The organism is Mesorhizobium sp. AA23, assembly GCF_001672435.1.
Lineage (GTDB): Bacteria > Pseudomonadota > Alphaproteobacteria > Rhizobiales > Rhizobiaceae > Mesorhizobium.
This window is the reverse complement of sequence record NZ_LYTP01000023.1, coordinates 249,453-270,795: the sequence shown is the minus strand read 5'-3', so window position 1 is coordinate 270,795 and position 21,343 is coordinate 249,453. Positions and strand designations below refer to the sequence as shown.

The 21,343-nt window shown below is 63.9% G+C and carries 24 protein-coding genes; 13 read left to right on the top strand and 11 right to left on the bottom strand.

The genetic code is table 11. From position 1 onward, the window contains the following. Positions 1 to 36: 36 nt before the first annotated feature. The 5 genes from A9K66_RS17995 to A9K66_RS17975 all read right to left on the bottom strand — a co-directional run bounded on the left by A9K66_RS17995 (position 37) and on the right by A9K66_RS17975 (position 5,767). Positions 37 to 1,065 carry an extracellular solute-binding protein gene (locus tag A9K66_RS17995; protein ID WP_067326116.1) on the bottom strand — a complete coding sequence of 343 codons (1,029 nt, stop codon included), beginning with the start codon at positions 1,063 to 1,065 and terminating at the stop codon, positions 37 to 39. A gap of 47 nt (positions 1,066 to 1,112) precedes the next feature. Further along, entirely contained in the window at positions 1,113 to 1,925 is an 813-nt protein-coding gene (locus A9K66_RS17990; protein ID WP_067002359.1) for an ABC transporter permease, read from the bottom strand. Then, a complete protein-coding gene (locus A9K66_RS17985) occupies positions 1,918 to 2,865 on the bottom strand; it encodes an ABC transporter permease (RefSeq protein ID WP_082953946.1) in 948 nt (315 codons plus the stop codon). The genes A9K66_RS17990 and A9K66_RS17985 overlap by 8 nt, the downstream gene beginning before the upstream one ends. Then, positions 2,865 to 3,965, bottom strand: coding sequence for an ABC transporter ATP-binding protein (locus tag A9K66_RS17980; protein ID WP_067326113.1), 1,101 nt, complete (start codon positions 3,963 to 3,965; stop codon positions 2,865 to 2,867). The genes A9K66_RS17985 and A9K66_RS17980 overlap by 1 nt, the downstream gene beginning before the upstream one ends. Before the next feature lie 143 nt (positions 3,966 to 4,108). After that, positions 4,109 to 5,767, bottom strand: a complete 1,659-nt coding sequence (locus A9K66_RS17975) for an amidohydrolase (RefSeq protein ID WP_067327066.1) — start codon at positions 5,765 to 5,767, stop codon at positions 4,109 to 4,111. Positions 5,768 to 5,935: 168 nt separating this feature from the next. Here A9K66_RS17975 and A9K66_RS17970 point away from each other — a divergent pair, with 168 nt between their 5' ends. From A9K66_RS17970 to A9K66_RS17960, 3 genes are all read left to right on the top strand, one after another. Next, on the top strand, positions 5,936 to 6,967 hold the full coding sequence (locus tag A9K66_RS17970) for a histone deacetylase family protein (protein WP_067326110.1): 1,032 nt from the start codon (positions 5,936 to 5,938) through the stop codon (positions 6,965 to 6,967). A gap of 428 nt (positions 6,968 to 7,395) precedes the next feature. Beyond that, positions 7,396 to 8,106, top strand: a complete 711-nt coding sequence (locus A9K66_RS17965) for a helix-turn-helix transcriptional regulator (protein WP_067002732.1) — start codon at positions 7,396 to 7,398, stop codon at positions 8,104 to 8,106. Next, complete coding sequence (locus A9K66_RS17960) at positions 8,103 to 8,873, top strand: helix-turn-helix transcriptional regulator (protein ID WP_067326107.1); 771 nt, start codon at positions 8,103 to 8,105, stop codon at positions 8,871 to 8,873. The genes A9K66_RS17965 and A9K66_RS17960 overlap by 4 nt, the downstream gene beginning before the upstream one ends. A 35-nt stretch (positions 8,874 to 8,908) precedes the next feature. On the opposite strand, the gene A9K66_RS17955 is transcribed toward A9K66_RS17960, so the two are convergent. The 6 genes from A9K66_RS17955 to motA are packed head-to-tail and all read right to left on the bottom strand — an operon-like array spanning position 8,909 to position 13,795. Beyond that, positions 8,909 to 9,346, bottom strand: coding sequence for a hypothetical protein (locus tag A9K66_RS17955; RefSeq protein WP_067326105.1), 438 nt, complete (start codon positions 9,344 to 9,346; stop codon positions 8,909 to 8,911). 19 nt (positions 9,347 to 9,365) lie between these two features. Continuing rightward, positions 9,366 to 10,448 carry a flagellar biosynthesis protein FlhB gene (gene flhB, locus A9K66_RS17950; protein ID WP_067326102.1) on the bottom strand — a complete coding sequence of 361 codons (1,083 nt, stop codon included), beginning with the start codon at positions 10,446 to 10,448 and terminating at the stop codon, positions 9,366 to 9,368. A gap of 24 nt (positions 10,449 to 10,472) precedes the next feature. Then, positions 10,473 to 11,489, bottom strand: coding sequence for a flagellar motor switch protein FliG (locus A9K66_RS17945; protein WP_067326099.1), 1,017 nt, complete (start codon positions 11,487 to 11,489; stop codon positions 10,473 to 10,475). A 43-nt stretch (positions 11,490 to 11,532) separates the two neighbouring features. After that, on the bottom strand, positions 11,533 to 11,919 hold the full coding sequence (gene fliN, locus A9K66_RS17940; protein WP_067002376.1) for a flagellar motor switch protein FliN: 387 nt from the start codon (positions 11,917 to 11,919) through the stop codon (positions 11,533 to 11,535). Positions 11,920 to 11,949: 30 nt separating this feature from the next. Continuing rightward, the gene (locus A9K66_RS17935; protein WP_067326096.1) at positions 11,950 to 12,885 is read right to left on the bottom strand and encodes a FliM/FliN family flagellar motor switch protein; all 936 of its coding nucleotides are present in this window, start codon (positions 12,883 to 12,885) and stop codon (positions 11,950 to 11,952) included. Between the two features lie 34 nt (positions 12,886 to 12,919). Then, on the bottom strand, positions 12,920 to 13,795 hold the full coding sequence (gene motA, locus A9K66_RS17930; protein WP_067002381.1) for a flagellar motor stator protein MotA: 876 nt from the start codon (positions 13,793 to 13,795) through the stop codon (positions 12,920 to 12,922). Between the two features lie 144 nt (positions 13,796 to 13,939). Between motA and A9K66_RS17925 the strand changes: the two genes are divergently transcribed. From A9K66_RS17925 to A9K66_RS17880, 10 genes are all read left to right on the top strand, one after another. Beyond that, positions 13,940 to 14,716: a DUF1217 domain-containing protein gene (locus tag A9K66_RS17925; RefSeq protein WP_067326092.1), complete on the top strand. Its 777-nt coding sequence runs from the start codon at positions 13,940 to 13,942 to the stop codon at positions 14,714 to 14,716. A 7-nt stretch (positions 14,717 to 14,723) separates the two neighbouring features. Further along, positions 14,724 to 15,446, top strand: a complete 723-nt coding sequence (gene flgF, locus A9K66_RS17920) for a flagellar basal-body rod protein FlgF (protein ID WP_067002386.1) — start codon at positions 14,724 to 14,726, stop codon at positions 15,444 to 15,446. A gap of 4 nt (positions 15,447 to 15,450) precedes the next feature. Continuing rightward, on the top strand, positions 15,451 to 16,857 hold the full coding sequence (gene fliI, locus A9K66_RS17915) for a flagellar protein export ATPase FliI (protein ID WP_067326089.1): 1,407 nt from the start codon (positions 15,451 to 15,453) through the stop codon (positions 16,855 to 16,857). Then, positions 16,838 to 17,497 carry a hypothetical protein gene (locus A9K66_RS17910; RefSeq protein ID WP_067326086.1) on the top strand — a complete coding sequence of 220 codons (660 nt, stop codon included), beginning with the start codon at positions 16,838 to 16,840 and terminating at the stop codon, positions 17,495 to 17,497. The genes fliI and A9K66_RS17910 overlap by 20 nt, the downstream gene beginning before the upstream one ends. An 89-nt stretch (positions 17,498 to 17,586) precedes the next feature. After that, positions 17,587 to 17,967 (top strand): flagellar basal body rod protein FlgB, encoded by a 381-nt coding sequence (gene flgB / locus A9K66_RS17905; RefSeq protein ID WP_067002392.1) that lies wholly within the window; start codon positions 17,587 to 17,589, stop codon positions 17,965 to 17,967. 2 nt (positions 17,968 to 17,969) lie between these two features. Then, positions 17,970 to 18,386, top strand: a complete 417-nt coding sequence (gene flgC / locus A9K66_RS17900) for a flagellar basal body rod protein FlgC (protein ID WP_067326083.1) — start codon at positions 17,970 to 17,972, stop codon at positions 18,384 to 18,386. Next, positions 18,386 to 18,715 (top strand): flagellar hook-basal body complex protein FliE, encoded by a 330-nt coding sequence (locus A9K66_RS17895; RefSeq protein WP_067326080.1) that lies wholly within the window; start codon positions 18,386 to 18,388, stop codon positions 18,713 to 18,715. The genes flgC and A9K66_RS17895 overlap by 1 nt, the downstream gene beginning before the upstream one ends. Positions 18,716 to 18,724: 9 nt before the next feature. Beyond that, on the top strand, positions 18,725 to 19,513 hold the full coding sequence (gene flgG / locus A9K66_RS17890) for a flagellar basal-body rod protein FlgG (RefSeq protein WP_067002397.1): 789 nt from the start codon (positions 18,725 to 18,727) through the stop codon (positions 19,511 to 19,513). 6 nt (positions 19,514 to 19,519) lie between these two features. Further along, entirely contained in the window at positions 19,520 to 20,062 is a 543-nt protein-coding gene (gene flgA, locus A9K66_RS17885; protein ID WP_067326077.1) for a flagellar basal body P-ring formation chaperone FlgA, read from the top strand. Continuing rightward, complete coding sequence (locus A9K66_RS17880; RefSeq protein WP_067326075.1) at positions 20,056 to 21,300, top strand: flagellar basal body P-ring protein FlgI; 1,245 nt, start codon at positions 20,056 to 20,058, stop codon at positions 21,298 to 21,300. Before flgA ends, A9K66_RS17880 begins: the two co-directional genes overlap by 7 nt. Positions 21,301 to 21,343 lie beyond the last annotated feature (43 nt).

The following is a 21,343-nucleotide window of genomic DNA, read 5'->3' as shown; positions in this document are numbered from 1 at the left end:
GCCGGAGCCTCCCTCCCTTCATGCGTTCCCGCTCAGTTACTTGCGCAGGTTGGTCCAGATCTTGTTGTAGATCTCCACCACATCTGGCGGGCACGGCGGCACGAATTCCGGCGTCGGCGAGCCGGCCGGCGGGCTGATTTCCGGCGAGTTGGCGAACTCTGCCGGCAGAAATTTGTGGCTGCCGGCGATGCCGTTGTCGTAACCGGCATACTCGGAGATCAGCGCCGCGTTCTCAGGCGCCATGACGAAATCCTGGAAGAGCTTGGCGTTCTCCAGGTTCTTGGCGCCCTTCAGCACCGCGACATTGTCCATCCAGCCCTCGATGCCTTCCTTCGGATAGGCATATTTGATCGCCGGGATCTTCTGACGCGAGCGGTAGGCCGCACCATTCCACTGTTCGGTCACGATCACGTCGCCGGAAGTGATCTTGGTGATCGTGTCGTAGCTGAAGGTCTTCCATGACGGCTTGGCGGCCATCAGTATGTCGTTGATCTTTTTCAGGCTGGCCTTGTCTGCGCCGCAGCGCGGCACGCCGGCATAGCGCTCGGCCGCGTGCATGACGGTGTTGACGTCGTCGAGCACGTTGATCTGGCCCTTCAGTTCGTCCGGCGGGTTGAACAGAATGGCCAGCGTGTTGATGTCGCCCTTGAACTTATCCGTATTGACGGAGAACGCCGTCGTGCCGAATTGCCACGGCGCGGTGTAATGGCGTCCGGAGTCCCAGTAGATATCGAGGAAGCGCGGATCGATGTTCTTGCCGTTCGGCATCGCGTTGGGCTCGGTCTTTTCGAGCAGGCCCTCCTCGATCATGATCTTCACGGTGTAGTCGGACGGCACGACGACGTCGTAGCCCGAATTGCCGGCGCGCACCTTGGACAGCATGGTTTCGTTGGAATCGTAGTCGTCCAGCGTCACCTTGACGTTGTACTGCTTTTCGAACTTCTCGATCAGCTTGGGGTTGGTGTAGTCGCCCCAGTTGTAGATATGCAATTCGCCGTCGGCGAGCGCCGGAACGGCCCATAACAGCACGGCCGCGGAAACGGCCGCCATCAGTTTTCCAGACATTTAATGTTCTCCTTGCCTTCCCATTGTTTTGTGTTGGAGCTCACGGATCATTTGGCGCGTCGCCGCGCGATCAGGAACGAGACCGAGACGAACAGGATCGACACCAAAAGCAGGATGGTGGAGATGGCGTTGATCTCCGGCGTCATCGGCCGCCGGATCTGGTTCCAGATATAGAGGGGCAAAGTCGTCTGGCCGGGGCCGGCGACGAGCTGGGTGATGGTGAAATCGTCGAATGAGACGATGAAGGCGAGTGCCGCGCCCGACATGATGCCGGGAACAAGCAAGGGCAGCGTGATGCGCCTGAAGGCCTTCCACGGCGTCGCGTAGAGGTCGGCGGCGGCATATTCCAGCGTCAGGTCCATGTCTTCCAGCCGCGCCCGGATGGGCATGTAGGCGAACGGAATGCAAAACACGGTGTGGGCGAGGATCAGATTGCCGATGCCGAAATTCAGCCCGAACGTGCCGGCGATCAGCGCGAAGAAGGAGAGCGTCGCCACCGCCGTGATGATTTCCGGCACCATCAGTGGCAGGTTGATGACCATGAAGGCCGCCGCCAGCCCGCGCCACGGCTTCACTCTTGTCATGCCGATCGCCGCGAGCGTCGCGCACACGGTAGAGATTATCGTGGCGCTGATCGAGATGATCAGCGTGTTGCGGGCAGCGTTGTGGAATTCCTCGTTCCGCAATGCGCTGCCGTACCAGCCGAGCGTGACGCCCTCCCAATGCGTGACCAGCGAGCCGCTGTTCAGCGAGAAGATCATCAGGATCAGCACCGGCACGTAGAGCACCAGCAGGCAGATGACAGCAATCGAGCGGAAGCCCGGCTGCTCCTTGATGTCGATGCTGCGCGGCTCAGCCATGCTGCACCTTCCCTGACGTGTTGCGGACGTAGAAGAACAGCGCCACCAGCACCGCGGCCATCAGGATCAGCGCCTGCGCGCAGCCGAGCGGCCAGTTGCGCCCCGATCCGAATTGCTGGGCGATGAGATCGCCGATCATCAGGTGGACGCCCCCGCCGAGGATCAGCGGCGTCACGTAGGCGCCGAGCGCCGGGATGAAGACGAGCAGGCAGCCGGCGATGATGCCCGGCTTCGACAGCGGGATGATCACCCGCCACAGCACCTGGCGGCGCGTCGCATAGAGGTCGTAGGCCGCCTCGATCAGCCGGAAATCGAGCTTCTCCAGGCTGGAATAGAGCGGCAGCACCATGAACGGCAGAAAGGCATAGAGCAGGCCGAGTTGGATTGCGAAATTGGTGTAGAGCATGGTGATCGGCTTATCGATCACGCCGAGCCCCAGCAGCGCGTTGTTGATCAGCCCTTCGTCGCGGATGATGAACATGATCGCCAGCGTGCGGACCAAAAGGTTCGACCAGAACGGGATGGTGATCAGAAGCACCCACCAGTTGCGCTGCGCCGGCGGTCGCGTCGCCATGAAATAGGCGGTCGGAAATCCGAGCAGCAGGCAGATGATCGTCGTCACCACCGCGAACAGGAACGAGCGCAGATAGATGATCAGGAAGTCCGGCGTGAACTGCAGGGTGTCGTCGAAGATGTCGCGCTGGAACAGGAAGTTCAGATAGGCGTCGGTCGAGAACCGCCACTGCACGCCGCCATAGGGCGCGGCGGCCAGAAACGAATAGACGCAGATGATCAAAAGCGGGAGCACGCCGAAAATGCCGATGATGAGCAGCGCCGGCAGCGACAGCAGGCGGTTGCGTCGCGCGCCGGCTTTCACCGCCTGGGCTTCGAACAACGCGGCCTTGGAAGGCATGGTCGGGGAGAGCGTGGCTGTCGTCATCAGTCTTTCAGGACGCGCGCGGCGCCCTCCTCGAACTGGATGCCGACCTTGGCGCCGGTCTCGTAGGTCACCGGAGACGAGCGGCTGTTCTGATGGCGCACGATGAAGTTCTCACCGCCGTCGAGCCTCACGTGGTAATGCGTATCGGTGCCGAAATAGACGATGTTGGAAAGCGTTCCAGCGATCGTGCCCTTGGTCGGATCGGGCACCAGGTCGGCATGCTCGGGACGCACCACCAGCGTCACCTCGCCTGTCGGATCGAAGCCCTCCGGATAGCCGGCGGCGATCGTCGCGTTGCTGGCGAATTTGACCGTGGCCGCCCCTGGCTTCTTCGACAACACCGTGCCGGCCAAGAAATTCGTCTCGCCGATGAAGTCGGCGACGAAGCGTTCCGCCGGCTTGTCGTAGATGTCGCGCGGCGTGCCGACCTGGAGGATCTTGCCGGCCGACATCACCGCGATCCGGTCTGACATGGTCAGCGCTTCTTCCTGGTCGTGGGTGACGAAGATGAAGGTGATGCCGGTCTCGTGCTGCAGCCGCTTCAGTTCGATCTGCATCTCCTTGCGCAGCTTGTAGTCGAGCGCCGAGAGCGGCTCGTCGAGCAAGAGCACCTTCGGCTGTGGCGCGAGCGCCCGGGCGAGCGCCACGCGCTGCTGCTGGCCGCCCGAGATCTGGCTGGTGCGGCGCGCCTTGAGCGCCTCCATCTTGACCAGTTTCAGCATCTGAGCGACCCGTGCCTCGATTTCGCCCTTGGGCTTGCCGAGCATCTCCAGACCGAAGCCGATGTTCTGCGCCACCGTCATGTGCGGGAAGAGCGCGTAGCTCTGGAAGACGGTGTTGACGGGTCGCTTGAACGGCGGCAGCGGCGCGATGTCCTGGCCGTGCAGCATGATTTCGCCGGCGCTTGGGAAATCGAAGCCGGCAATCAGTCTCAAAAGCGTCGTCTTTCCGCATCCGGACGGGCCGAGCAGCGTGAAAAACTCGTTCTCGCGGATCGAGACGGACACCGTGTCGAGAGCGGCTACCTGGTTTTCACCGGTTCCAAATACTTTTCGTACGCCGCGAACTTCGATCGCGTTCTTACCCGGTTGTTCCGGCACGATTACCCCATTGAGAGAGCCTGCTCTTGGCGGCAGGTGCGTTCCTGTTTGATTGTCACCATAAGCCGACCGGCTTGGCAACTGCGGAGCTGCTACTCGTTTTTTTAACGCAATACCCATGCCAGCCTCAGGCCTAGTCAATCCTAAGCTTGGAAAGTGATCTTGCCGCCACAGATGGTGGTGACCGGCCGCACGGTGTGCAGCGCCTCCGGCGCCGTCTTCTCGATATCGGCCGACAAAACCACGATATCGGCGAGGTATCCGGGCTTCAGGCGCCCCTTGCGGTGTTCCATGAATTCGGCATAGGCGCCTTCGACCGTGTAGCCGGCAATCGCTTCATGCAGCGAGAAGCTCTGGTCCGGCAGGCCTTCTGCCCAAGGTTTGCGCAAGACCGCCGCCTGGATGCCCAGGATCGGGTCAACCGGCGAGACCGGCCAGTCGGATGCGAAGACGACCCGCGCGCCGGCATTCTTCAAGGTGCGCCAGGCATAGCTCAGCGGCCACTTATCGTGGCCAATGCGCGAGATCGTCGGCTCCAGCGGGAAATTCATCGCGCCCGGCGGATGCGGCGGCTGCATCGAGGCGAGCACGCCGAGCTCGGCGAAACGCGGCACATCGGACGGGGTGATCACTTCGATGTGCTCGATGCGGTGCCGGCTGTCGCGCCTGCCGTTTTTCTTCGCTGCCGCCTGGTAACCGTCGAGCACGGCGCGCACCGCTCCGTCTCCGATCGAATGAACGGCGATCTGCAGGCCGCGCCTGTCGGCTTCGACCGCAACCTCGGCGAAATGCTCGGGGGAAAAAAGCGGCTCGCCGCGCCAGCCCGGACGGTCGGCATAATCGTCGACCATCACCGCGGTCCAGGAATCCAGCACCCCGTCGTAGAAGACCTTGACCATGCCGGACGACAGCCACTCGGAATTGTACGCCGCCGCCATGCGCGAGGCTTTTTCCAGCATGTCCAGCTTCATGAAATTCTTGAAGTGGAACGGGATCTTGGTGCGGCAGATGAGCCGTCCTTCCTCTTGCAGCCCGGCGAGCAGCTCGAGCTGGTAGAGGTTGCCGTCCATGTTCTGGATCGAAGTGATGCCGTGCTTTGCGCACCACTCGAGCCCGCGGTGCATGAGATCGCCGTCGGCGGCAAGCTCCGCTGCCGACGGATAGGGATCCGGCTCCGCACCTTGGAGGCCGAGCCGTGTCCGGTTCGCGCCGAAATGATCGAGCACGGGACCGAACGCCTCGCCTTCGCGCAACTCGCCGGCGGCAAGCCCGTCCGCGCCCATGACGATTTCGTTGCCTGGTCCCACCTGCTTGCCATGCAGCAGGCCGGCCTCTTCCAGCGCCTTGGTGTTCGCCCACATCGTGTGATGGTCGGAGGCCGACATGGCGAAGGGCCGGTCGGGAATGATACGGTCGAGGTGATGGCGGGTCACCGGCTCGGGCAGGATCGCATAGTCTACACCGGCGCCGAGCAGCAGCCTGGCTTTCGGACGCTTCGCCGCAAAGCCCTGGATCGCGTCGCGAAGCGCGTCGAAGCCCTGCACGCCTGTCAGATGCAGATTGTCGAGCTCGGCCGCGCCGCCGAACAAATGCATGTGCGCTTCGATGAAGCCCGGCAGGACAGAGCCGCCCTGAGCATCGACGACACGAGTGGCAGGGCCTTTGCAGTCGCGGAGGCTATCGCGATCTGCGATCGCAATTATCTTATCACCTTTGATGGCAATGGCCTGGGCGGCGGGGGTATCCGGATCCATCGTCAATATGCTGGCGTTCTCGACGATAAGATCGGCCGTTTGCGGCATCATTTTCTCCCATTTCTGCCTAGGCTAGCAGAGTATTGGCGTCTGGCAAGCCGTCCCATGCTGGCCCGAACGACAAATTGAAATGCCCCTTGGCGGCGCCGGAACTCTCTGCCACAAAGCTGTTTGAGGCCCCGTAACCAGAACTCGAACAGCGAGCCAACTCCCAAAATGAAGACAGTTTTTTCGCCGCTTCACGCCGGTCACGCCGGCCAGATGGAACTGGTCACCTCGGCGATCGTGCCGGGTTTCGAGAAGCCCTCGCGGGCCGAATTCATCAAGGCAAGGGTGGAAAGCGAGAAGCTGGGGCCGATCATCGGGCCGGTCGAGCACGACCTTGCCGCCGCCAAGCGCGTGCATGAAGCGCACTACATCGATTTCCTGCCGACGGTTTGGCCGGAATGGGTCGCCGCCGGCTTCAAGGGCTCGGCGATGGGCTTCACCTGGCCGACGCGCGGCCTGCGCGGCGATGTCCCGCCGAAGCGCATTGACGCCCTGCTCGGCTACTATTCCTTCGATGCCGGCGCCACTTTCGTCGAAGGCACATGGAAGGCGATCAAGTCATCCTATGACGTCGCGCTGACGGCGGCCGCCCTGGTCAAGGGCGGCGAGCGGACCGCCTTCGCGCTCTGCCGCCCGCCCGGCCACCACGCCGGCGCTGCCTTCATGGGCGGCTACTGCTTCATCAATAACGCCGCCGTCGTCGCGCAACGGTTCCGCGACCAGGGCGCAAGCCGCGTCTCGATCCTCGATGTCGATTACCACCACGGCAATGGCACGCAGGAGATTTTCTATCGCCGCGGCGACGTCCAGGTGCTCAACCTGCATGGCGATCCGATGGTCGAGTACCCCTTCTTCCTCGGCCATGCCGACGAGCGCGGCGAGGATGAAGGCGAAGGCTTCAACGTCAACTACCCGATGCCCTTCGGCACCAACTGGGACGGCTGGAACGCAGCGCTGGAAGACGCCTGTGCCAAGCTTGCCGCCTATGCGCCGGACGTGGTCGTGGTCTCGCTCGGCGTCGACACCTTCGAGAAGGATCCGATCAGCCAGTTCAAGCTGAAGAGCGAAGACTATCCCAAGATCGGCCGGCGCATCGCCAAGCTCGGCCTGCCGACGCTGTTCGTCATGGAAGGCGGCTACGCGGTTGAGGAAATCGGCATCAACGCCGTCGGCGTGCTGACCGGCTTCGAGGACCGCTGAGCCATATCTGATCAAAAGGACGCGCTCCACCTGCAACGGAGCGTTATTTTTTCGATTTCACCGGGAAATCATCGGCTCGATGCAGCTCTGAAGCCACCCCCAAGTAACGCGATGAGCAGCAGCTGAGTCGCAACACGAGTCCAGCGGATTCGATTTTGTCAAATCGCGTTTGATGTCGGATTCATCTGCGGGTAGATTAGACCCGAATCAGCCGGTCCACGGGGGGCGCGGCGACCACCCAAAGTCTCAAGTTCCGGCGTCCTGCCGGTACCAGACGCGGACGGCTTCGCGTTCCCTGTAAGGATTCGGCTCGGTTGGGCGCTGTGCGCGCCCGTGGGTGTGTCTTCGTAAACGTGATGCGTTTCGGGTCCGAGCGCTGGCCAATGCCAGCACCGGGCGCAAGGATCGATTCCGGTCAGAATATCAAAATGAGCAGTCCCGCCGCGCTTCTTCAATCCGACGCTTCAGGCTCGCGCCTGGCGTCGCGCGGCGATCTCACCAGTTTCTTCATGCAGCTTTCAGCCGATATCGGCGCCGACAGCTATATGTTGGTCGCCATGGTGCACGATCAGGATCGAAACGACGCGCGTATCGTGTCGTCGAACTGGATTTTCGACGCCATCGAGTTGATCGGCAAGCGGCTGATTGCCAATCTCGCGCTCGGCCCGCTGACGGCAGCGCCGGGCGTGCGCCCCAAGCCATTGGTCGCGGCGCATGCGCCCGACGCCGGCGCGCTACTGAGCGGCGAGGAAGCGCGGCTGCTCGATGTGCTCGGCCACGCCGAGATCTATTCGCTGCGGTTGAATGTCGGCCGCCAGCGCCTTTTCGTGCTGTTTTCCGCCGCCGAGCCCGGCAAGATCGACCTTACGGCCTTGATGAAGGCGCAGCTGAAATGCTGCTACGCGTTATCCAGCATCCCGCAATTGATCGCCGCGGCATCCATGCAGGATCCGCTGTCGGACCGCGAGCGCGAATGCCTGTTCTGGGTATCGGAGGGCAAGACCACCGACGAGGTGGCCCTCATCCTTGGCGTCTCGTCGAACACCGTCAACAGCTACATCACGCATGCCATCCAGAAATTCGCGGCTTCGAACCGCGCGATGGCGATTGCGACCGCTATCAGGAGCGGCATCATTTGAAGCACGCACAGATCAAAGAGGCCGCTGCCGCCCTTTTCAACGAGCAGCGCAATCCGTTCGGCGCCTTCTCGCTCGGATCGGAGACGCATCACGCGGTGACTATTCCGGACGCCGTGCGCCGCTGCCGCTGGATCGCGGTCGATATCAACGCTTCTGGTTTCGGACTGTTCTTCGTCAGCCCCTCGCTGGAGCGAGCGCGCCTCGTCGCCTGCTTCGATTCGGATTATCCGTCGACCGGCCTCACCACCAAATTCATCTCGGGCGCCAGCGGCGAGGAAATGGTGCGCCACAGCCGCATCTCGACGACGCCGCGCTGGTGGGCCGACAGCGGCATGGCCGTTTCGCAGCAGAGGTTGGAGAGCCTGGCATGGTCCGAACCGACCGCGCCGCTCGCGCCCGGCACCGACGGCATCGCCTTTCCGGTGCATGCGGAGCGCGGCCAGTGCGGGCTGGTCGTCTTCCTGGGGCCGGATATGACCCTTTCGGACGACACGCTATGTGAAATCCACGCGCGCTGCTTTGCCCTGTTTGCGTCGGTCGCCCGCATCCGTCCAAGCGAAACCGGCAGGACGCGCGCCATTTCCAAGCGCGAACTCGAATGCCTGAAGCTGACCGCCAACGGCAACACCAGCGAGGAGATCGCGAAGCTCCTGAAACTGTCGGTGCACACCGCCAACCAGTATCTCACCCAGTCGACGCAGAAGCTCAACGCTGTCAACCGCAACCAGGCGGTCGCGAAGGCGCTGCGGCTTGGCCTGATCGAGTAGCTCGCCCAGGCCAGGCGCCGAGACCTGAAACATCGTCAGGGAAAAGCGAGTGGCTCGGTCCTCCGGATGCGCGCCTCGTCGATCGCGTCCTCGAGCAGGGCGGTGTTGTGCTCCGGCGCCTCGCCCGGCTTCTCGAAAGAGACGTAATTGACGATCACGGACGTGCCCTGCCCGGTCAGCATCAGCTGGAAATAGACGGTTACGCCGCGCGGCCGAAGCTCGAGATCGAGCACGATGCGCGGGCTGCCGCTCCAGTCGACATGCGCTTCGCCGCCATGACCGAGCCTGAGCGTGCCCGGCTGGAAATAGAGCTCCGCAGCCGAGTCCACCAGGTCCGACAGGCAGGCGAAATGCTCCAGCCGGATAAAGGCGATATAATCCGCGACCTCGATCAGGCGCAGCTCGCCCACCACGTCCTGGATGGCATTGGCGACGATCTGCTCGCGTGAATTGGCGTGTGGTTGCCGGTTCATGGATAGAAACAGCGTCCGATCATTGGGTTACTTTTCGCTCGGCCTTCTTCGAGTAGACGATCCGCACCAATTCGGCGACGGCCTGGTAGAATTGCGACGGGATCACGCTATCAACTGAAACTTGCTTGTACATGGAGCGGGCAAGCGCCACGTCCTCGAAGATCGGGATGTTGTTCTCTCTCGCGATCTCGCGGATTTTTAGCGCCACCAGATCCTGGCCCTTGGCGAGCACCAGCGGAGCGGAGTCCTCTTCGCGCACATATTTCAGCGCGATGGAATAGTGCGTCGGATTGGCGATGACGAGCGTCGCGCGCGGCACCGCCGTCATCATGCGCCGCCGCGCCCGGTCACGCGCCAGCGAGCGCAGGCGTGACTTCACGATCGGATCGCCTTCCGACTGCTTCAGCTCGTCTTTCACTTCCTGCTTGGTCATGCGCAGGTCGCGCCGCCAGTGGAAGCGCGACCAGACGATATCGGCGACCGCGACCGCCCCCATGACGAAGACGATCGCCACCAATATGTCGACGAAGATGCCGCGGATGACCATGCCGAACGACACCGGGTTGGTGATCATGCCGGCGAGCAGCCTGCGGTGATCTTCCGACAGCGTGAAGGCGAGCACGGCGATGGCGAAGGCAAGCTTGGCCAGCGACTTGGCGAATTCGACAAAGCCCTGCACGCCGAACAGGCGGCTCCAGCCCTTGGCGATCGAAATGCGCGACAGCTGCGGCCGGATCCGTTCGCCGACGAATCGCGGGATGTTCTGGAACACCGAAGCGCCGACGCCGGCGACCACCAGCAGCACCAGCAGGCTGACGACGGCGCGGCCGATTTCGAACAGCACGGTCTTGTAGAGCTCGATGACGTCGGTCTCGGTGCCCATCGGCCAGGCTTCCGGCTTTTCCAGGAACATGGCGAGGAACATGCCGAGATTGACGATGGCGTCCTTGGCGTAAAAGACGCTGAACACCAGTATGGCGAGGAAGGAAGCGAAGATCGCCGTCTCGCGCGAGTGAGGCAGCTTGCCCTGCTCGATCGTGTCGCGGATCTTCTTTTCTGTGGCTTCCTCGGTTTTGGAATCCTTGTCGACCGCGTCAGCCATGGTGCCCTGACCGCATCGCTATCGTCAGGCGGCTTCGGCGGTGGTCTGCGTCGAGGGAAGCTCGAACGCTCCCTGCCGCGAGAGACGAATGGTCGCCACGGCGATCGTCTTTCGCGCCGCCATGATGTCGGCCAGCGCGATACCTTCCGATCCCTGTCCGAGCTCGGATTCGATCATGCGGCGCGAGCGAGCGCCGATCGCCGACAGCACGGATTCGGTTAGCTCCGCCGGCGCGCCGCGCAAAGCCAGTGTGACGAGCTCCGTCGACAGCCCGTCGAACAGAAGCACGCGCGCCTTCTGGGCGAGCAGCGGCAAGTCGTCGAAGGCAAACAGCCGCGACCTGACCCCGGCCAGATCGGGCGTGCCCGCTTCCTCCAGATCCTGCATGAGTTCGTCGAGCTCGGGCTTGGCCATCTCGTTGAGCACGCTGGCGACGCGCTCCTGGCCGACCGAGGTGTCCCTGGTCGCTTTTTGCGAAAGCACGCTGGCGCGCAACTGGTTCTCGACGATCCTGGCTGCCGCATCCGGAATGTTGGCCATCGTCACCATGCGCTTGATGATCTGGCTGCGTATCGGCTTTTCCATCGTCAGCAGCACATTGGCCGCGGTCTGCGGCGCAAGCTTCGACAGCACCATGGCGGACGTTTGCGGGTGTTCGCCGGCGAGGAAGGTGCCCAGGCGCGTCGGCTCGAGCTTTTCCAGATCCGGCCAGATCGGCGGCGGTCCCTCAGGAGCGGGCTCGAACTTCTTCTCGCCCATGATCGCGCTCATTTCCTCCGGCGACAGCGATTCGTTGAGGATCGTGTCCATCCGGTCCGCCGAATCGAGCAGGCCTGCGCCCTCGGTGAACTCGGCCTCGAATTCCGCAACGATGCGCTCCAGGTCGGTTTGCGGAATGGTGCGCAGCAGCCGCGCGCCCTCGATCAACGCCTTCAGCTCCTCCTGCTTGAAGAATTTGAGCAGCCGGCTGGCCGAGGGCTTGCCCATCGCCACCAGGATGGCGGCGGCCTTTTGCGGGCGCGTCAGCGTCAACGACGTCATTGGGCATGGCTCCGCTGCCGGTGAATGCTCTCGCCGTCCATGCTCAGGCGCTCTTGGTAGCAGCGTTGATTTCGGTAAGCCTGATGCCGAAGCGTGTCGGATCGTGTTCAAGCACCGTGATCTCGCCACGCGCGATTCTGCGGCCGTTGACCACCACGTCGACCGGCTCGCCTATGCGGCGGTTGAGCGCTACCGTCGAGCCCTTCTGCAGCGCCATCAGCTCCGACACCGGCATTTCGGTGCTGCCCAGAATGATCTGCACATCGACCGGAATCGTCATGATGATCGAGGAATTGGCGCCGGCCTGCAGGGCAGCGTCGGGGCGGTTCTCCTCCTCCCGCAGCACGCCGCGCAATTCCTCGATGGCGCGGTCGAGCTGCTCGTCCGGCTGGTCGGCTTCGGGTTCGGCTTCCAAGTTGGTCTTTGCCATGCCTCGTCTCCAATAATCCCAAGCCAGGCCTCAGCCCGACACCAATCCGTCGATGAAATCCTGCCCGCCATCGTGGGGATGCCGGATGCGGACCGTGTAGTTCTGTCCGAGCTTGCCGAACTCGCAGACAAACAGCGTCTTGTCGCGCGCGCTGAGCTTTGCCTGCAGTTGCGCATCTTCCTCGAACTCGATCACCTGTCCGGGCTGGAAGGCGGCGAGATCGCCAAGCGACAGCCGGGCGAGCGGCATGGTGGCCTCGAGCCGCACGGCCGAGCGCATCACTTCTTCCGAGAAGCGGGCTCGCCAGTCGAATTCCGTCGTCTGGTCGCCGCCGTGATCGGCGGTGGCGCCGCGGGTCGCCAAAAGGATTCGCTGCGGGATCATCACCGTCACCGTGCCGGTGTCGGTCGGCGTCGAGATGCCATAGATGATGCGAACCGCCGCCCCGTCGCGCAGCACGCGCCGTTTCGCCTCGTTGCCGGACATCGCTCTCGGGACAGGCTGGCGCAGCTCGAGAGAACGCCGGCCCGATCCGTTCAGCGCCATCGCAACCTCTTGGAAGACGGTGGTGGCGACGTCGGTCTCGATCTGTGACAGGTCGCGCTCGATCGGCGCCACCGGCTGGTCCGGATCGCCGCCGAACAGCGCCTGGACCATGACGGCGATCGCCGGCGCGTCCATGACGAGCGTCATGGCGTCGGCCGAGGTCGGCGAAGGAACGATAGTCATGGCGAAGGTTTCGCCGGCGCGCATACGCGCATCGGGGACACGTCCCACTTCGACCGCCTGCAGGTCGACGGTGACCGGCGCGCCCAGCTCTGCGGAAAGTGCTTTCTGCAGCAGCGGCAGCGAGCGCTCGGCCATGCCGCGGCCGACGCCGATCACCTGCGCGGCCTCGCCGCTGTCGCCGACGAGACGCTCGATGATGAGAGCCCGGGTTTGCGACGGACTTGCCGGACTGGTCATGACGCCAAACGGCCCCGGCTGAAGTTCTGCATGCTCAGGCCGCCTTCTTCTCGGCGGTGCCGGTATTCATCGTGCTCTGCTCGACGGCATCGATCGTCGGACGCTCATAGGACGAAATGGTCTTGCGGCCGAACTCGATCGCGACCTGCGGCAAGGCGCCGTTCATGTAAGCGAGCAGCGTCTGCTTGACGATGATGTACAGGCGGTTCTTCTTCTCGCGCACCGTCTTGATCTTGGTGGCGACCGGACCGACCACGGCATAGGACAGGAAGATGCCGAGGAAGGTTCCGACGAGCGCAGCACCAATCAGCCCGCCGAGAATTTCCGGCGATTGGTCGAGCGCGCCCATCGCCTTCACCACGCCGAGCACGGCCGCGACGATGCCGAGCGCCGGCAGGCCGTCGCCGACCGCGACCATCGCGTGATAGGCCTTCAGCTTGTCGGTGCGGATCGTCTGGATCTCCTCATCCATCAGCGCCTCGATCTCGTGCGAGCGCGCATTGCCGATGATGATGATGCGGCAATAGTCGCAGATGAAATGCGTCAGGTCGTGGTTCTTGAGCACCGTCGGGAACGCCTGGAAGATCGCCGACTCTTCCGGATTGTCGATATGCGCCTCGACCTCGCTGCGCGACTTCGATCGCAACTCGCGCATCAGGCTGTGCAGGACGCCAAGCGTTTCGAGATAGTCGCGCTCCTTCGGCACGGCCTGCTTGAAGGCCTCGAGAATGCCCTTGCCGGTGTCCTTGACCGTCTTCATCGGGTTGGCGACAAGGAAAGTGCCGAGCGCTGCGCCGCAGATGACCACCGCTTCCCAAGGCTGGATCAGCACATGCAGATGCCCACCCATGGCCATGAAGCCACCGAGCACGCAGCCAAGCGTCACCACAAGTCCGATCAGAATACCCACGACAGGTCCTTCCGCATGTCACGTCGGGGATCAGGGATAGTCCTCGTGCCTTGTGTGAGGCTTGAATTGCGTTGCGGAAACCGATTCAGCCTCGCACAAGGAAGCATCGCTATCGTCACCGGAAAGCTTCGGCCGGAGGCGCAGATGTTGAACACGTATACGAGCTATCAGCTCATCGCCAAGGACATCCCAAAGGCAATCGACCAGGTCGAGTCGCAGCCCGTCGTGAAGCGTGACACCGACTACTATTTGGCCAATATCGGCAACGTCAAAAGCATCGACGATTTCGTCAACAACACTCGGCTGTTCAACTACGCGATGAAGGCGTACGGGCTGGAAGACATGGCCTATGCCAAGGCCTTCATGGTCAAGGCGCTCAAGGAAGGCGTGTCCGACTCCGACAGCTTCGCCAACAAGCTGAGCGACAAGCGTTACGCCGACTTCGTCAAAGCGTTCAACTTTGCGGCTTACGGCTCGACCGCCACGCTCTATCCCTCCGCCCAGCAAGGCGCGGTCGACAAATACATGCGCCAGACACTGGAGGAGAATGCCGGCGAAACCAATCAGGGCGTGCGGCTGGCGCTCTATTTCCAGCGTAAGGCGCCTGACATCAACAGCTGGTATGACGTGCTCGCCGACACGGCCCTTTCGAGCGTGGTGCGCACGGCTCTCGGCCTGCCCGACTCCATCGCGTCGGCCGACATCGACAAGCAGGCGCAGATGTTCGAGCAGAAGCTCGATATCGCCGACTTCAAGGATCCCGACAAGCTGAACACCTTCCTTACCCGCTTCACCAGCCTGTGGGAGATCAACAACCCGACGACCACTGCCGTGACCTCGGTCAGCGTGCTGTTCGCGCAGCCGACCACGGTCGGCATCTCGACCGATCTGATGATGGCCATGCAGAAGCTGAAGTTCTGAGAACACCATGCAGGACAGTCTCTACGTCGCCCTATCTTCGCAGATTGCGCTCGAACGCCGTCTCGACACCATCGCCGACAATGTCGCCAACGCTTCGACCATCGGCTTTCGCGCCACCGGCGTGAAATTCGAGGACGTGGTCTCCGGCACCGGGCCGAAGTCGGTATCCTTCGCATCCTCCGGCAAGACCTATCTTTCCAGCGCGCACGGCTCGCTGACCGAAACCGGCAATCCTTTCGATTTCGCCATCCAAGGCGACGCCTGGTTCGCCATCGAGACGCCGGCCGGCACGGTGATGACCCGCGACGGCCGTTTCTCCATGAACGAGAACGGCGAGCTGATGTCGATCGAAGGCTATCCGGTGCTGGACAGCGGCGGCGCGCCGATCCAGCTCGATCCGCGCAACGGTCCGCCCAAGGCCGGCGCCGATGGCTCGCTACGCCAAAACGACCAGCTCGTCGGCGCCATCGGCCTCTACGATTTCGACCCCGGCGCCAATTTCGTCCGCTACGGCAATTCGGGCATCGTTCCCGCGCGGACCCCGGAACCGGTCACCGACCGCTCCGATGTCGGCGTAGCTCAAGGGTTTCTCGAGGAATCCAACGTCAATCCGGTGCTGGAGATGACCCGGCTGATCCAGGTGCAGCGCGCCTTCGAGAATACGGCTGCGCTGATCCGGCAGAGTGCTTCGTCCACCGACGATGCGATCAAGACGCTCGGCGACAAGTAACGGGATGGCGAACGGCTCGTCCCTGCTCCGCGCGCCTGAGAAGCTTGCAGACGCCGGTCCCACGGATCGGCTGGCCGCGCTCGAACGCATCTGGCGGCGGTTCGACAACCCGGAAACGCTGCTCAGCCGCGGCGGCCGCGTCGTCGAGATCTCGCCCACTCACTACAAGGTGCGCGGCCTTTCGGACATTGCCAGGCTCGGCGACATCGTCGAGCAGCGCGGCAAGACCGGCACGCGCCGCGGCGAGATCGTCAGGATAGGCCGCGACGAGGTGGTGGTCGCGCCGTTCGAGCGCCACGCCGATGCCGGCATCGGCGACACCGTTTTCCGGCGCGGCCCACTCGCGGTCGCGCCGGATGTTTCCTGGCGCGGGCGCGCCATCGATGCTTTGACTCGCGTCATCGACGGCGGCCCGCCGCTGGTCAGGCCGAATGCCGCCGGCAGCGCCGACACATTGACGCCCGGCGCCATGTCGCGGCAGCGGGTCGGCACCGGCTTCCTGACCGGAGTGCGGGTGATCGACATCTTCACGCCGCTCTGCTTCGGCCAGCGGCTCGGCATTTTCGCCGGCTCCGGCGTCGGCAAGTCGACGCTGCTTGCCATGCTCGCAGGTGCCGAGGCCTTCGACACGGTGGTCGTGGCGCTGATCGGCGAGCGCGGCCGCGAGGTACGCGAATTCCTCGAGGACACCATCGGCGCCGACAGCATGGCCAAGACCGTCGCGGTCGTCGCCACCAGCGACGAGAGCGCCATGATGCGCCGGCGCGCGCCCGACACAGCCATGCGCGTGGCCGAGCATTTCCGCGACCAGGGCCATCGCGTGCTCCTGGTGCTGGATTCGATCACCCGCTTTGCCCATGCGCTGCGCGAGGTGGCGACGGGCACCGGCGAGCCGCCGGTCGCGCGCGGCTACCCGGCATCGGTCTTCACCGATCTGCCGAAGCTGCTCGAGCGCGCCGGACCAGGCGCCGAGGGCAAAGGCTCGATCACCGCCATCATCTCGGTGCTGGTGGACGGCGACGACCACAACGATCCGGTGGCCGATTCGGTGCGCGGCATCCTCGATGGCCACGTCGTGCTCGACCGCGCGATCGCCGAGCAGGGACGCTACCCGCCGGTCAATCCGCTGTCGTCGATCTCACGTCTCGCCGACAAGGCCTGGAGCGCGGAGCAGCGCATGCTGGTGACAAGGCTGAAAGCGATGATCGCGCGCTTCGAGGACACGCGCGACATCCGTCTGCTCGGCGCCTATCAGGGCGGCGCCGACGCCGAGCTCGACATCGCCGTGCGCCAGGTGCCGCTGATCTACGAGGCGCTCACGCAGTCGCCGAGGGACCGCGCATCGGCCGATCCGTTCACCGATCTCGCCCGCCATCTCAAGGGGAAGCAGAATGGCGATCAAGGAGACTGACCTGCAACAGACCGAGCGCATGCTGCGTGAGATGATTGCCGAGGCCAAGGCCGCCGAGGAGGCCGACGCCAGCCGCGACTCGCTCATCAACGGCCTGTTCCCGAAAAAGGTGGAGTGGCCGCAGCCGCCGCCGGTCCAGTTCCCCCGCCTCGCGAACAGGAAAGCGGACCGGCGCAGCGATTTCGTCGTCGCAGCGCTCGGCATCACGCTCGGCCTGATCTGCGCGCTGTTTCCCTGGTATATCTTTTTCAACCAGGAGCAGTTCGGCGTTCAGACCATCAAGTTCGGCGGCAGCGGCAGCAATTCGGGACGCGACGGCGGCGGCGTCGCGGCCGAACGCAGCGGACCGCTGACGGCCAAGGACGTTCCCAACGCCGATATCGACCTGCTGGCCACCGGAACGGTGCAGGACGAACCCCCGCCGGCGCATGGCGACCAGCCCTTCCCTGCGGCCGCGGCGGAATTCAGGATGGTGCATGTCGCCAATGGCCGCGCGATGATCGAGGACGACACCGGCCTGTGGATCGTCCAGCGCGGCTCCGTCCTGCCGGACTCCAGCCGCGTCGCCGCGATCGAGCAGCGCGGTGGCAAGTGGGTGATCGTCACCGATACCAATAAGGTAATCCAGCTTTCCAGGTAATGGCCTCGTAACGGGCCGCGGGCTCGCTCCGCGCAAGGTCCGCGCAAGACTGGTGGCCTAGTCCTGTGCGTACTCGCCCGGAGAGTCCCATGGAATCCGTCAACCTCTTTGACCTCGCCACCCGGCAGTCGCAATGGCTAGCCGTGCGCCAGTCGGCGATCGCATCCAACATCGCCAATGCCAACACGCCGGGCTACACGGCAAACGACGTCGAACCGTTCGAAAAGGTCCTCGACCGGACTGCGGTGACGCTGGCGGCCACCCAGACCGGCCATCTGGGCGCCGAGGGGACCAATGCCGGCTTCAATCTCAAGCCGGAGGATGTCACGGGCTCGATAATGCCGTCGAAGAACACGGTGGTGCTCGAGGATGAGCTGATGAAGGCCGGCGAAGTGCGCCGCTCCTTCGAGCTCAACACGGCGATCGTCAAAGCCTTCCATTCGATGATGACGATGGTGGTGAAGAGCTGACCATGGACGCCCTGACCGCAGCCCTCAAAGTCGCGGCATCCGGCCTTGGCGCCCAGTCGGAGCGTCTGCGTGTGGTGTCTGAGAACCTCGCCAATGCGCAATCGACGGGCAACACGCCTGGCGCCGATCCCTATCGCCGCAAGACGATCAGCTTCCAGTCCGAGCTCGACCGGACGAGCGGTGGTTCGCTGGTCGAGGTGAGCTCGATCGCGCGCGACCCGTCGGACTTCCCGATCGAGTTCCAGCCCGGCAACGAAGCCGCCGACGCAAAAGGGTACGTGAAGATGCCCAACGTCAACGTGCTGGTCGAAATGGCCGACATGAGCGAGGCCAACCGCTCCTATGAGGCCAACCTGCAGGTCATCAAGCAGGCTCGCGATCTGATTTCCATGACCATCGACCTGATGAGGAACCAGTAATGATCGGCGGTATCGGGGCACTACAGTTCAAACCGGCAATCGACGGCACGGAGGCCGCCTCGCCGGGCCTGCTTCAGGGCGGCGTCGGCACCAAAGCAGGCGAAGGCGTCGGCAGCAGCTTTGCGGAGGCTCTCAGCCAGGCTGCGACCAGGACCGTCAACACGCTGCAGAACGCCGAGCAGATGTCGATTCAGGCGCTCAAAGGCGACGCCGACACCCGCCAAGTGGCCGATGCAGTGCTGAGCGCCCAGCAGGCTCTGCAGACGACGATCGCCATTCGCGACAAGGTCGTCTCGGCCTATCTCGAAATCAGCCGCATGAGTATCTAGGACCGCGTCATGAAAGCCCTTGCCATCGCCGCGACCGGCATGAACGCCCAGCAGACCAATCTGGAAGTCATCGCCAACAACATCGCCAACATCAACACCACCGGCTACAAGCGGGCGCGCGCCGAATTCTCCGACCTGCTCTACCAGGTCGACCGCACCCAAGGGGTGCCCAACCGCTCCAACACCTCGCTTGTGCCCGAGGGCGTTTCGATCGGCCTCGGCGTCAAGACGACGGCCGTGCGCAACGTCCACACACAGGGCGAGCTGACCAGCACGGGCAACAGCTTCGACCTGGCGTTGACCGGCCGCGGCTGGTTCCAGATCGAGGGCGCCGACGGCAGCACGCTCTACTCCCGCGCCGGTGCCTTCAACACCAATGCCACCGGGCAGTTGGTCACCGCCGACGGTGCCACCGTCATTCCCGCGATCACCGTGCCGACCGACGCGGTCGAGGTCATCGTTAACAAGACCGGCCAGGTCTTTGCCCGTATCGACGGCCAGACCGACCTTCAGCTTCTCGGCCAGCTTCAGATCGCCAATTTCGCCAATGAGGCGGGCCTGGCGCCGCTCGGCGACAATCTGTTCCAGGAGACGGCTGCCTCCGGCCCGGCCAATGTCGGCGTTCCAGGCGATCCGGGCTTCGCCACCATCGAGCAGGGCTATCTGGAGTCCTCCAACGTCGATCCGGTCAAGGAAATCACCGAGCTGATCTCGGCGCAGCGCGCCTATGAAATGAACTCGAAGGTCATCCAGGCCGCCGACGACATGGCCTCGGTGGTCTCAAAGAACATCAGGTAACCGACGATGACCATGCCGGCTTCCTGCCCTGCTTTTCGTCGCGCCGTGCTGGCCCTTGCGCTGGTGGTCGTCGGCGTGCCGGCACTTGCGCAAGAGACGGGCCCATCTCCCTTGCGATCCGGGGAGTCGGCCAACCAGTTCGCCGCCAATCAAGCGGTCGGCGAAGCCGTGCTGATCCCCAACCGGGTCATCTATCCCGGCGAGACGATCGAACTTGCGGCGCTGAAGCAGGTGACGCTTGTCCCGGGCAAGCACACGCCGGACGGCATGGCGACGCGCTCCGAGGAACTCCAGGGCAAGGTCGCCAAGCGCACCCTCGTGCCCGGCCGCTACATTCCGGCGGCCGCGATCCGCGATGCCTGGCTGGTCGAGCAGGGTGCCTCGGTGCAGGTCTATTTCACCGCCGGAGCGCTGACCATCTCGGCCGCCGGCGTCACGCTGCAGCCGGGCGCCGCCGGCGATCTCATCAAAATTCGCAATGTCGACAGCGGCAAGATCATTTCCGGCACGGTAATGGCCGACGGCACGATTCGGGTCGGCGCATCGTGAGGCCCGTCTTTGCCCTTCTGCTGAGCGTCGCGATCGGTCTTCAGCCCGCATTGGCCGATGGGCTCACGTCCAAGGCCAAGCGCGAACTTGCGCAAAAAAATGGCGGCGTCTACGACGACCCGGAATACGATCCGGCGACCACCACGCGCATGTTCCGCGTCTCGACGGGACCGAGCACGCTGCCGCCCGGCCAGGTCGCCGCGCGCATCAAGGACATTGCCCAGTTACAGAGCGCGCGCGACAACCAGCTCGTCGGCTACGGCCTGGTCATCGGCCTGGCGGGAACTGGCGACAGCCTGCGCAACTCGCCGTTCACCGAACAGTCGATCCGCGCCATGCTGGAGAACCTCGGCATCGCCACCGAAGGCGGCAGCGCGCGCGCCAAGAACGTCGCCGCCGTCATCGTCACCGCCAACATGCCGCCCTTCGTCCAGTCGGGCGCGCGCATCGACATCGACGTCTCCTCGATGGGAGATGCCACCTCGCTTGCCGGCGGCACCCTGGTGATGACGCCGCTCAAGGCCGCGGACGGCGAGATCTACGCCGTCGGCCAAGGCTCGGTGATCGTGGGCGGTTTCACCGCCCAGGGCCAGGCAGAGCAACTGACGCAAGGCGTGCCCACCGCCGGCCGCGTGCCGAACGGCGCCATCGTCGAGCGCTCGGTGCCCGCCGAGTTCGATGACCAGGGCGTGCTGACGCTGCAATTGCGCAATCCCGATTTCTCGACCGCCATCCGCATCGCGGACGCCATCAACGACTACACCTCGCAGCGCTTCGGCATGCGGGTTGCGGCCGAGCGCGATGCCCGCACCGTGCAGATCAGACGGCCGAAGAACGTATCGGCCGCGCGCTTCTATGCCGAGATCGAAAACCTGGTCGTCGAGTCGGATGCGCCTGCCCGGGTCGTCATCGACGAGCGCACCGGCACCATCGTCATCGGCAACAACGTCAAGATCTCGCGCGTCGCGATCAGCCACGGCACGCTCACCGTGCGCATCACCGAGGCGCCGAAAGTGGTTCAGCCGGAGCCCTTCTCCAAGGGCGAGACGGCGGTCGAACCCTTCACCGCCATCGAGGCCTCGCGACCCGACGCCCGCGTCGCCGTGCTCGACGGCCCCGACCTTGAAACGCTCGTTTCCGGTCTCAACCGTCTCGGCGTCAAGCCCGACGGCATCATCGCCATCCTGCAAGGGATCAAGTCGGCCGGCGCCCTGCAGGCCGACCTGGTTCTCCAATAGGCATGCCGATGATCGAGCTCTTCTCCTCAAACCCGCATCGTCG